Raw genomic sequence first — 11,631 nt, 5'->3', positions numbered from 1 at the left:
ACGGGGACATGCGGCTCTCAGATGTGGGAGTGCGCGGCATGCTCCAGGCGATTCAGACCTTGGCCACCTCTGTGCTCTATCTGCGCTTCGCATACCGAAAACAAGGCCATTTGCGGTAATCTTCGGGGGAGGGAACTAGGCCTGTAACCGGGCAAAGTTCACCGGGACACCACCTGAACCGGCACGTTCACATTTGTTCTCTACCCCGCGCGGGGGCGCAGGCCTTCCAGAAGCGGTTTTACAAAGGCTAGCCATGAAACCTGTTTCCGTACTGTTGGCCAAACGCGCTTTGCCTGTATGCAGCGTCAAGCCCGAAGACACCGTGTTCCATGCCTTGCAGGTGCTGGCCCAGCATGAGGTGGGCGCTTTGGTGGTGATGCAGGGCGATCAGCTTGTGGGGGTGATTTCAGAGCGCGACTACACCCGCAAAGTGGCTTTGCAGAATAAGAGTTCTAAAGACACTTTGGTGAGCGACATCATGACCCGCAACGTGCTGGTTGTGACACCCCAAACCGGCACCCGAGTCTGCATGCAAACCATGCGCGAGAAGAGGATCCGCCACCTTCCGGTGGTGGACGCCGGCAAGGTGACGGGCATGATCTCCATCCGGGACATCATGGACGACCTGCTCGAAGAGCACGAGCAGACCATTGCGCAGTTGGAGTCCTACATCACATCCTGATTACGCCGGCCCGTGGCCACCGCGGCCACGTCCATGGCCGTGGCCGTGGCCTTGCTCATAGCCTCGCCTCTCTTCATAGCGGGGCGCGCCTCGGCCATCCGGCCGCTCGTCATAGCGGCGCATATCGGGCTCGTAGCGACGGGGTTCGTGCTCGTAGCGCGGCTCATAGCGGGGCGGTGGCGGTGGCGCAGGCTGGTAGACCGGTGCGGGCCTGTAGGGGCGATGCACGTGCTGCTGGTACCACTGGTCTTGCACAAAGTAGACCGGCACGCCGCAGGCACCATAGGCCGCGCAATGGCGGCTCCAGCGGCGTTGGTGGCCGGGCGGCACCCACATGTAGATGGGCTGCACCGTGGGCGGTGGCGCGTAGATGGCCACCGGCCTTGGCTGCACCAAGACGGGGGCCGGGTAGCGGCCAATGTCGATGCGGCCGTGCACGCCGGGCTGGCTGATGCCGATGGACACGCCCACATCCAGGGCCTGTGCGGGCTGTGCCAGCAAGGCGGTGGCGGTGGCGCCAAGGGCGGCGAAGAAGCGCAGCGGGGCAGAGGTGCATGTGTTCATGCAGCCTGCAACGGCGGGCCGTGCGGCCCGGTTGTCCGCCGCGCTTGAGCTTTACCTCAGGTTACCGCGCTGCTGGGGGCGCCGCACGCAGCCCGGTGTCGCGGCCTGTGTTGCACGCGGCCAGGTATCTAGAGAGCATGCTGAGCTACAAGACCGGTTGCGGCAAGAACACAGCATGGGGTGCTGCATGCAAGTGCCGCTGTGCCTGTGCAAACGCGTCGCGCAGGGGCGGCAGCCTCTGCCTCATGTCGGCCTCGGTATTCCCCAGGCCGCGCACCACACCCACGGCGGCAGGGCCGCAAGCTGCAAAGCGCTGCACATCTGCCGCCTCCAGAATGCCGCCGATGGCCACCACGGGCGCGGGGCTGTGAGCCACCCACCAGCGTAGGTTGTGTTCGCCTTGCGGCCTCCACGGCATGTCTTTGGTGGTGGTGGCCTGAACTGGGCCACAGGCAATCAGGCTGGCGCCGCAACCTGCAGCCCGGGCCAGCTCCCACACACTATGAGAGCTCACGCCCAGCATGAGGTGATGTCGGGCGCTGAGCAAATGCGCTCTCGCGGCCTCATCCAACGCCAAGAGGTCTTCCTGCCCCAGGTGCAGTCCCCACTTTCCGGGTCTTGCCGCGTGCAGACCCTTCAGGGCCAACACCTGCTGCCAATGGTCATTGATGAACAACTGCGTGCCGGGCTGCGCGCTGGCGGACACGCTCGCGGCGATGTGGTCCAGCAGCTTGGGGCCCGACTTGTAGCGCAGTTGCAGGCAGCTCAGCCCTGCCCGACGGGCGGCCAAAAGCTGCTGGCTGTCAGCCAAGATGCCGTAGAGGCCATCGTGGGGCGTCTCGAAGGGCATGAACAGCGGACGATGCGCGCCCTGGCTGTGGCTGACTTGCCAAGGCAGGGCCTGCCCCAAACCCAAGAGAGGGATGGGCCCCAGAGGCTGGCCAGGGCTGGCGCGCACCGGCCCTGCACCCTGGCCTGCGGCAGATGCATGGCTCAGGGCCTGGGCCGTCAGCATCTTGGCCAACACGACGGCGTCGGCAGCCACGTGGCCGAGCGCCAGGGCAGCGGCGGCGGCCGTGGCAAAGGTGCAGCCGCTGCCATGGTGGTGAGGCGTGGGGATGCGCGGCAGGCTCAGCCACCCCTGCGCATGCGGAGGGGTGTCCAACCAGTCCAGCGCCCAGTCGGGGTTCTGGTCATCGCCTCCGGTGATGACCGCGCTGGCGGCTCCAAGTCCTCGCAGATCGGCCGCCCACTGTGGTGCCTGGCTCGCCCCGCCACCATGGGCGGCCGATCGTTCCAAGAGGCGACGTGCCTCGGCCTGATTGGGGGTGACCAAGGTCGCCAAAGGCAGTAATTGGCCGCGATAAGCCTCCAGGATGGCCTCATCACTGAAGGCCGCCCCGCCCGCGGTGGCACCCAACACCGGGTCCACCACCAAGGGCAGCCTGGGCTTGCGTTCACGCAGCTTGCTGACCCAACGCGCCACCAAGCTGATGGCGGCTGTGCTGGCCAGCAAGCCGGTCTTGATGGCGTTGGGGGGCATGTCCTCGGCCAGAGCACAGAGCTGAGCTTCCAACTGTTCAAGCGGCACGGGGTGAAGTGCTTGCACACCCAAAGAGTTCTGGGCTGTGACGCAACTCAGCACCGGGCACAGATGAACGCCCATGGCCTCAGCGGCGCGCTGGTCGGCGCTCAAGCCGGCACCGCCACCGCTGTCGTGCCCGGAGATGCTCCAGACGATGGGAAGCGTTTGATCTGTTCTCATCACAGCAGCACAAAGGGTTGTCCGCCCACGGGCGTGGTGGCCACCGCCACGTCGCTGGTGGGCATCAGACCGGCCTTGAATCCGGCCCGACCTGCGCTCACCGCGTGGGCAAAGGCCCGGGCCATCAGCACCGGGTCAGTGGCCAGGGCTACAGCGGAGTTCAGCAGCACAGCATCCATGCCCAGCTCCATCGCCTTGGTCGCATGAGAGGGCGCACCGAGACCAGCGTCCACAATCAGCGTGACCCCTGGCAGACGGTGGCGCAGCGCGCGCAAGGCCCAGGGGTTGAGCAGGCCCAGGCCCGAGCCAATCGGCGCGGCCCAGGGCATCAGGATGCGGCAGCCGGCATCCACCAAGCGTTGAGCGCAGACCAAATCGTCTGTGCAGTAAGGCAGCACCTCGAAGCCCGCGTTGACGAGCTGACGGGCCGCGTCCACCAACTCAAAGGGGTCTGGCTGCAGCGTGTGCTCGTCGCCAATCACCTCCAGCTTGATCCAATGTGTGCCCAGCAGCTCACGGGCCATATGGGCCAGGTGAACGGCATCACGCGCGCTGCGGCAGCCCGCCGTATTGGGCAAGAGATGGGCGCCGCGGGCCTGGGCCGCTGCCTGAATGATCTCAATAAAGCCGTTATCGGCGCCGTGGGGTGCCCCCAGCGTGCGCTTCAAGCCCAGGGTCAAGACCTGCGTGCCCGAGGCTTCAATGGCTTGGCTCAGGATGTGCGGCGACGGGTAGCTGGCCGTGCCCAGCAAAAAGCGGCTGTGTAAGCGGACGCCGCCGATCTGCCAGCCATCGTCAAGATCGGGTGTATGCATGCTCATCCTCCGGTGATGACTGAAAAAATCTGCACGACATCGCCGTCTTTCAGGCGATGGTCGGCGCGTGCATGGCGGGCCACGAACTCACCATTGACCGCGGTGGCCACTTGCGTGCTTGCGCTGGGCTGGTCTGCCAGCAGCAAGGTCACAGCCTCGTCCAGAGGGCTGTCTCGGGGGATGGCTCTCGGCCCCTGATCCGTGCGGATGGTGATGAATGAAGGAGAAATCTTGCTCATGAGCGCAGTGGATGTTGAGGTGCGGCAGCGCTCAGCGGCGCAGCACACAGGCCTGCGCGCGCCAAGGCTTCGTCCACCAAAGAAGGCGCCAGCAACCAGCCATGGCGGTAGAGCCCGTTGAGGCGAATCAAGCCGGGTTCAACGTGGATCTCGGGCCGGTGGTCCGGCAGGGCGGGGCGCAGGTTGCGGTCCAGTCGCAAGATACGGGCTTCGGCCAAGCCTGGGATCACGCTTTGTGCCGCGGCCATGAGCTCCACGGCAGAGCGCAGCGACACCGGTGAGCGGTCTTCGCTTTCAATCTCACTGGCCCCAACCAACACGACGTCCGCCGAGCGCGGCACGATGTAGACGCGATGGCGTGGATGCATCAGCCGCACCGGCCTTTGCAAGCCCAGGCCAGGAGCCTGCAGCCACACCAACTCGCCGCGAACCCCGCGTACAGCCGTCGCTGGCCTGGCGCCGACGCCCCGCACGTCGAGCACCCAGTCATAGTCCTGCAGATGGTGGGCGCAGCAGTTGGACACGGCCATGCGATGAGGCTCGATGCGCTCGACGGTGGATGCCCAGTGCCAGGTCACATCAAGGGCTGTATCGAGCAGCCTTTGCAGCATCAAGACCGTGTCGATATGGGCCTCGTCGTGTAGCCGCCAGGCGTGCAGCGGGCCGCTGCTGCTGTGCAGGCAAGGCTCAAGGGCTTGCAATTGCGCGGGGCTGATGCGTTCGGGCTGCCGCAGCTCAGCGCCGGCTTGGCCATGGTGGCGATGCTGAACCCCGCTCAGGCGTTGCAGCACACGCTGCGCAGCCCCGACATCAGCGCTGTGCGCCACCATCAAGCTGCCGCGCTGCACACAGAGCGGCGTTTCATCGGGCCTGGCCTGCAAGGCGTGGCTCAACGCGAGCCAGCGGGCGATCGAATACCAGCCGCGCTCTGCGACATCGGGGTCGGTGGTCTCCAGTTCGGCCAGTGGGCTCAACATGCCCGCTGCCGAAAAGCCCGCAGCGCCCTGGCCGTTGAAGCCAGGGTTCGGGCCGGGTGCCGGGTCGAACACGCTGACCTGGTGCCCGGCTTGCGCCAAGGTCCAGGCCAGCAGCCGCCCCAGCAGCCCGGCCCCCGCGATGCCGATGCGCAGTGGAGCACTGCGCTCTGCTTGACGTTCCCGCATGATCACCCCTTGGGTGTGATCGGAATGTAGAGCTGGCTGCCGACGGCCTTGAACTCCTCGGACTTGCTGGCCATGCCCTGTGCGGCGAACTCACGCACCTCTTGCGTGATCTTCATGGAGCAGAACTTTGGCCCGCACATGGAACAGAAGTGCGCCACCTTGGCCGCATCTTTGGGCAGCGTTTCGTCGTGGAAGTCGCGCGCCGTTTCTGGGTCCAGACCCAGGTTGAACTGGTCTTGCCAACGGAAGTCGAAGCGTGCTTCTGAGAGGGCATCGTCGCGAGCGCGGGCTCCCGGGTGGCCTTTGGCGACGTCTGCCGCATGGGCGGCAATCTTGTAGGCAATGAGGCCCTGCTTCACATCGTCGCGGTTGGGCAGGCCAAGGTGCTCCTTGGGGGTCACATAACAGAGCATGGCCGTTCCCATCCAGCCGATCATGGCCGCACCGATGGCCGAGGCGATGTGGTCATAGCCCGGGGCCACGTCGATGGTGAGTGGCCCCAAGGTGTAGAAGGGTGCCTCATGGCAGTGGCGGAGCTGCTCATCCATATTGGCCTGGATCAGGTGCATGGGTACATGGCCTGGGCCTTCCACCATGGTTTGCACATCATGCGACCAGGCTTTTTGGGTGAGTTCGCCCAGGGTTCTCAGCTCGGCAAACTGCGCTTCGTCGTTGGCATCGCTCAAGCTGCCGGGGCGCAGCCCATCGCCCAGCGAGAAGCTCACGTCATAGGCCTTCATGATCTCGCAGATCTCATCGAAGTGCGTGTAGAGAAAGTTCTCTTGGTGGTGGGCGATGCACCACTTGGCCAAGATCGAGCCCCCGCGCGAGACGATGCCCGTTCGACGATGGGCGGTCATCGGAATGTGTGACAGCAGCAGCCCGGCGTGGATGGTGAAGTAGTCGACACCTTGCTCTGCCTGCTCGATCAGCGTGTCTCTGAAGATCCGCCAGCTCAGGTCTTCGGCCACTCCGCCCACTTTCTCCAAGGCCTGGTAGATGGGCACCGTGCCGATGGGCACCGGGCTGTTGCGCACGATCCAGTCACGCGTGGTGTGGATGTGTTTGCCGGTAGACAGGTCCATCACAGTGTCGCTGCCCCAACGGATGGACCACACCAGCTTCTCCACCTCCTCCTCAATCGATGAGGTCACCGCGCTGTTGCCGATGTTGGCGTTCACCTTGACCAGGAAGTTGCGCCCAATGGCCATGGGCTCCAACTCGGTGTGGTTGATGTTGGCCGGGATCACGGCCCGGCCACGGGCCACTTCGTCGCGCACGAACTCAGGCGTGATTTCTCGGGGGATCTGAGCCCCCAACGGGTTGCCGCGCAGGCGAGCTTCTCGCTCGGCATCCTGGCCGTACTTGGCACGCCAGTCCTCGGCCAGGTCCCGGCGGCGCTGGTTCTCCCGCAGGGCCACAAACTCCATCTCGTCGGTGATCAGGCCGCGGCGTGCATAGTGCATCTGGGTCACGTTGTGACCAGGCTTGGCCCGACGAGGCTTGCGCTGCAGGCCTGCCGCAGCGGCGCGCAGCGCGGTCATCCTGGCGTCATGGCGTTCATCAGGCATCAGGCCGTCATCCACGGCTTGTAGGCGGCGGCCTTCGTAGCCTTCGGTGTCGCCTCGGGCGAGCACGGTTGCTTCGCGCACGGGTGGCAGACCCTGGCGCACATCAATGCAGACCTCAGGGTCGGTGTAGGGGCCGGAGCTGTCGTACAAGGTCACCCGCTCGCCATTGCTGAGGTGCACCTCGCGCATGGGCACGCGGACGCCGCTGTGGCGGCCCTCCACATAGACTTTGCGGGAGCCGGGCAGGGGCTCTCTGGTCAGGCGAGTGAGTTCGTCAATGGCTCGCAGCGCGGCAGCCGAAGCGGAAGGATCAGGGGCATTCATGGGCATCTCCCAGGGAGGCAGTGGCAACACATGCTCCGAGGGGTGCCTGGGCCGATCTCATCGGCGCCGCGAGATGCACCGGCCCAGCTTGGGGGGAAGGTCTCGCGTCAGGAACAGCTCTTCTTTCGCCGGTATGAGCCGGATCAAGTTCAGCGGGTTTGGATTTCCATCTCAGCGCCAACACGATCAAACGTGAGGCACACCCCGGAGCGGGGGCGAGTGTAATCGCAATTTGAGGGAAGGCTGAATACCCCTGTTTCGAATAGCCTTGAGCCCAGCATCTGCGCACCAGGGCGGTCAGTGAGCCTGCTCAGCCGCCGCCGTACACAATCTTCGCCTTGCCCTCAAAGGCCACGGTCTTCCAACGGGCCAGGGCGTCGTCGCTGGGCCAGATGCGGCCTTGCTCGCCCAGGTCAATCTCGGCCACCGCGTCAGAGCGCTCCACGCTCAGGCGCACGGGCAGGCCTTGGGTCAGGCGGCCTTCTTCGGTCTCTTCCACCTTGGCGGGGCTGCTGGCCACCAGCTCGCGCAGTTGTTGGGCCATCGCCAAGCCTTGGGCCACGTTGCCGCGCGGGCACATCAGCTTGACGGCCAGGTGGCGGCCAAAGCGGGCGCGGGCGCCGGCCAGGTCCCACACTTGCTGCACGTTCAGGCGCAGACCGCCGCTGAAGCGGTCGGGCTGCACCTTGCCTTGGATGATGACCAACTCGTCTTCCTTGAGCTGGTCTTTGTGGGCATCCAAGGTGCTCTCGTTGGCCACGGCTTCGATGGGCTCGCTGTTGTCGTCCACCTTGAAGATGCCGACGCGGCCGCGCTGGCCGTTGATGACGCGCATCTCACTGACGATGCCCGCCAGCAGTTGCGGGTCGCGTGAGTCGATCAAATCAGCCACGCGCAGCGGGGCGAACTTGCGCACCTCGGCCTCGTCTTGGTCAAACAAATGGCCAGAGAGGTAGAAACCGACGGCGGTCTTTTCGAGCGAGAGCTTTTCGCGCACGCTGAAGGGCTCGGCGGCCACCAGCGGCGGCTCTTGCGCGGCCGAGCCGTGGCTGTCTTCCAGCATGTCAAACAGCCCGCCTTGGTTGGCGTTGGCAGCCTGGGTTTCGGCCCACTCAAAGGCCAGGCCAATGCTGGCCAGGGTCTGCGCCCGGTCGGGGTGCAGCTCGTCAAACGCGCCGGCTTTGATCAGCGCATCAACCACACGTTTGTTGACCTTGCTCTTGTCGCATCGGCGGCAAAAATCAAACAAGCTCTTGAAGGCGCCGTCGGCCTCACGCGCAGCGACGATGGCTTCAATGGCGCCCTGGCCCGTGCCCTTGATGGCGCCCAGGCCATAGCGGATCTTCTTGCGGCCTTCGGCACCGGGCATGGGCTCAAAGCGATAGCGGCCCCGGTTGACGTTGGGTGGCTCGAACTCGATCTTGAAGTTCTTGGTCGCGTCGTTCAGCAACACCCGCAGCTTGTCGGTGTCGCTGATTTCAATCGTCATATTGGCCGCGAAGAACTCGGCCGTGAAGTGCACCTTGAGCCAGCCGGTGTGATAGGCCAGCAGGGAGTAAGCCGCAGCGTGCGACTTGTTGAAGCCGTAGCCCGCGAACTTCTCCATCAGGTCGAAGATCTCGTCGGCCTTGTCTTGGCTGATCTGGTTGACCGCTGCTCCCTTGCGGAAGATCTCGCGGTGCTCGGCCATCTCCTCGGCCTTCTTCTTGCCCATGGCCCGGCGCAGCATGTCGGCGCCGCCCAGGCTGTAGCCGCCCAGCACCTGCGCGGTCTGCATCACCTGCTCTTGGTAGACCATGATCCCGTAGGTCTCAGAGAGCACCCACTCCACCATGGGGTGCGGGTACTCCACGGTCTCGCGGCCGTGCTTGCGCGCCACAAAGCTGGGGATCAGGTCCATCGGCCCCGGCCGGTACAGCGCGTTCAGCGCAATCAGGTCTTCCAGGCGGCTGGGCTTGGCGTCGCGCAACATGCCCTGCATGCCGCGCGATTCAAACTGGAACACGGCTTCGGTCAGGCCGTCTGAGAACAACTTGTAGACCGCCGCATCGTCCAGCGGAATGTTCTCGTAGGCAAAGTCCTTGCGCTCGGGGTAGCGGCTGGTGATGAACTCCTTGGCCACTTCCAAGATGGTCAGCGTGGCCAAGCCCAAAAAGTCGAACTTCACCAGGCCAATGGCCTCGACGTCGTCTTTGTCGAACTGGCTCACCGCCGAGTCGCTGCCCGGCTGCTGGTAGAGCGGGCAAAAATCGGTGATCTTGCCCGGCGCAATCAACACGCCCCCGGCGTGCATGCCGATGTTGCGCACCATGCCTTCCACGCGTGCGGCCAGTGAGAGCAGCTCGGCCACTTCTTCTTCAGCAGCCTCACGCTGCTCCAGCTCCGGCGCCTCCAGGCGGGCGTAAATCAGCTTGTCGTCCGGCTTCTCGGGCACTTTGGCCAGCGTCACCGTCTTGCCCGGCGGGGCAGGGATCAGCTTGGCAATGCTGTCCACATGGCCAAAGCCCATGCCCAGCACCCGGCCGATATCGCGCAGTGCCGCCTTGGCCGCCATGGTGCCGAAGGTGGCAATCTGGCTCACCGCTTGACGGCCGTACTTGTCTTTAACGTAATCAATGACCCGGTCGCGATTGGCCTGGCAGAAGTCAATGTCGAAGTCGGGCATGGACACCCGCTCCGGGTTCAAGAAGCGCTCGAACAGCAGGTTGTACTGCAGCGGGTCCAGGTCGGTGATCAGCAGCGCATAGGCCACCAGCGAGCCCGCACCCGAGCCCCGACCCGGGCCCACCGGGCAGCCGTTTTCTTTGGCCCACTTGATGAAGTCCGACACGATCAAGAAGTAGCCGGGGAAGCCCATCTTGATGATGGTGTTCAGCTCAAACTCCAGCCGCTCCACATAGCGCGGGCGCTCGGCGTCGCGCTTGGCCACATCCGGGTAGAGGTGTTTGAGCCGCCCTCCCAAACCCGCGTAAGACTCCTGCCGGAAGAACTCCTCCATCGGCATGGGCTGGCCGTTCTCCAGCAGCGGCGTGGGGAAGTTGGGCAGTTGAGGCTTGCCCAGCACCAGGGTCAGGCTGCAGCGCTCGGCAATCTTCAGCGTGTTGGCCACGGCCGAGGGCAGGTCGGCAAACAGCGCCTCCATCTCGGCCTGCTTTTTGAAGTACTGCTCGCGGCCAAAGCGTTTGATGCGCTTGGGGTTGGTCAGGGTTTCGCCCTCGGCCACGCAGACGCGGGCTTCGTGGGCGTCAAAGTCGTCCGGCTCGTTGAACTGCACTGGGTGGGTGGCCACCAGCGGCAGTTGCAGCTCGGCGGCCAGCGGCACGGTGGCGCGCACCAGCGGTTCATGCTGGGGCAGGCCGCCACGTTGGATCTCTAGGTAAAAGCGCTGCGGAAAGATCTCCGCAATCATGCGCGCCCCTTGCGCGGCACGGGCGGTGTCGCCGGCCAGCAGGGCTTGGCCCACCAGGCCGTGTTCTGCGCCAGAGAGCGCAATCAGCCCATGGCCCAGCTCGCGCAGGTCGCTCCAGCGTATCCAGGCCTGCGCCTTCTGCACATTGGCCGTCCAGGCGCGCGCCAAAAGCTCGCTGAGGTTGTGATAGCCGTCCACGTTCTGGACGATCAAGAGCAGGCGACTGGCCGTCTTGTCAGACGCGTCCGGCACGGGCTCTATCCAGCAGTCCGCCCCGATCAGCGGCTTGACGCCCTTGCCCCGGCAGGCCTTGTAAAACTTGACCGCGCCAAACAGATTGGCGAGGTCTGAGATGCCCAGCGCCACCTGCCCATCGGCTTTGGCCCCCGCTGCCGCATCGTCGATGCGCAGGGTGCCGTCAACAACAGAGAACTCGGTGTGGGTGCGGAGGTGGACGAAGGGCATCGGGTGGGGTGAAGCGCGGGGCGGCGCAAGCCTTAGCTGCAACGCCTGGAAAGCGGAAAACGGGGGCCGATTCTCGCTGATTTGCTCGATGGTGCTGCTTCAGGCATCTGCGCCCAATGGCGAATGGAAGTCAGGCAAGTCGTTGCAAAGCTTGCTGGGTCGGTCACCACAGACTTTGCAGTGGCTTGATGTCGCACTTGTCACTTTCGAGGCGCGCTTGTGTCCCTTGTTAGCTTGACCAACCGTCAGCCAGCGTCTCTGCTTGCTTAAGCACCTCTTCCACTGCAGAGGCTTGCTTGTCAGGTGGGTACTTCCACTTCTGCAGGCAACGTCGCACCAAGATTCGTAGCTTGGCGCGCACACTCTCACGCACCTGCCAATCGACCGTGGTGCTGGCCCGCAGCTTCTCGGTGATCTCGACCGCGATTTTTTTCAGCACGTCGTCGCCCAACTCACGCACCGCGCTTTCATTGTTGGCCAGTGCGTCATAGAAGGCGATCTCGTCTGGGCCTAAACCTAAGGAAGGTCTGCACAAAGCACAGTCAGCTGTGCTCGACGCAGTTTGACGTGGTGGCGTGAGGCCATTTGAGCCATTGCGGGCCTTGCTACCGAGAGTTTCGGTGTCTGCAGACCG

9 protein-coding genes and 1 riboswitch are annotated in these 11,631 nt (G+C 64.6%); of the genes, 1 reads left to right on the top strand and 8 read right to left on the bottom strand.

Annotation, left to right across the window (positions count from 1 at the left end):
- Nucleotides 1-253: 253 nt before the first annotated feature.
- On the top strand, nucleotides 254-682 hold the full coding sequence (locus ACIQ3Q_RS21445) for a CBS domain-containing protein (protein WP_396271271.1): 429 nt from the start codon (nucleotides 254-256) through the stop codon (nucleotides 680-682).
- Here the strand turns inward: ACIQ3Q_RS21445 and ACIQ3Q_RS21440 are convergent, their stop codons facing one another.
- From ACIQ3Q_RS21440 to ACIQ3Q_RS21405, 8 genes are all read right to left on the bottom strand, one after another.
- Nucleotides 683-1,246 carry a hypothetical protein gene (locus ACIQ3Q_RS21440; RefSeq protein ID WP_396271270.1) on the bottom strand — a complete coding sequence of 188 codons (564 nt, stop codon included), beginning with the start codon at nucleotides 1,244-1,246 and terminating at the stop codon, nucleotides 683-685.
- Between the two features lie 145 nt (nucleotides 1,247-1,391).
- Nucleotides 1,392-3,011, bottom strand: coding sequence for a bifunctional hydroxymethylpyrimidine kinase/phosphomethylpyrimidine kinase (locus tag ACIQ3Q_RS21435; protein WP_396271269.1), 1,620 nt, complete (start codon nucleotides 3,009-3,011; stop codon nucleotides 1,392-1,394).
- On the bottom strand, nucleotides 3,011-3,826 hold the full coding sequence (locus ACIQ3Q_RS21430; protein ID WP_396271268.1) for a thiazole synthase: 816 nt from the start codon (nucleotides 3,824-3,826) through the stop codon (nucleotides 3,011-3,013). Before ACIQ3Q_RS21430 ends, ACIQ3Q_RS21435 begins: the two co-directional genes overlap by 1 nt.
- A 2-nt stretch (nucleotides 3,827-3,828) precedes the next feature.
- Nucleotides 3,829-4,065 (bottom strand): sulfur carrier protein ThiS, encoded by a 237-nt coding sequence (thiS, locus tag ACIQ3Q_RS21425; RefSeq protein WP_396271267.1) that lies wholly within the window; start codon nucleotides 4,063-4,065, stop codon nucleotides 3,829-3,831.
- Nucleotides 4,062-5,228: an FAD-dependent oxidoreductase gene (locus ACIQ3Q_RS21420; RefSeq protein WP_396271266.1), complete on the bottom strand. Its 1,167-nt coding sequence runs from the start codon at nucleotides 5,226-5,228 to the stop codon at nucleotides 4,062-4,064. The genes thiS and ACIQ3Q_RS21420 overlap by 4 nt, the downstream gene beginning before the upstream one ends.
- A 2-nt stretch (nucleotides 5,229-5,230) precedes the next feature.
- Nucleotides 5,231-7,123 carry a phosphomethylpyrimidine synthase ThiC gene (thiC, locus tag ACIQ3Q_RS21415; RefSeq protein WP_396271265.1) on the bottom strand — a complete coding sequence of 631 codons (1,893 nt, stop codon included), beginning with the start codon at nucleotides 7,121-7,123 and terminating at the stop codon, nucleotides 5,231-5,233.
- Between the two features lie 103 nt (nucleotides 7,124-7,226).
- A riboswitch (TPP riboswitch) is annotated at nucleotides 7,227-7,340 on the bottom strand.
- A gap of 93 nt (nucleotides 7,341-7,433) precedes the next feature.
- A complete protein-coding gene (gene dnaE / locus ACIQ3Q_RS21410; protein ID WP_396271264.1) occupies nucleotides 7,434-10,997 on the bottom strand; it encodes a DNA polymerase III subunit alpha in 3,564 nt (1,187 codons plus the stop codon).
- A 229-nt stretch (nucleotides 10,998-11,226) separates the two neighbouring features.
- Nucleotides 11,227-11,631 (bottom strand): type I restriction enzyme endonuclease domain-containing protein (locus ACIQ3Q_RS21405; protein WP_396271263.1); only part of this gene is annotated, 405 nt, incomplete at its 5' end.

The sequence above is a fragment of the Ideonella sp. genome (genome assembly GCF_044358605.1).
Taxonomy (GTDB): domain Bacteria; phylum Pseudomonadota; class Gammaproteobacteria; order Burkholderiales; family Burkholderiaceae_C; genus Ideonella.
The sequence above is the reverse complement of the archived record's forward strand: the minus strand, read 5'-3'. Positions and strand labels throughout refer to the sequence as shown.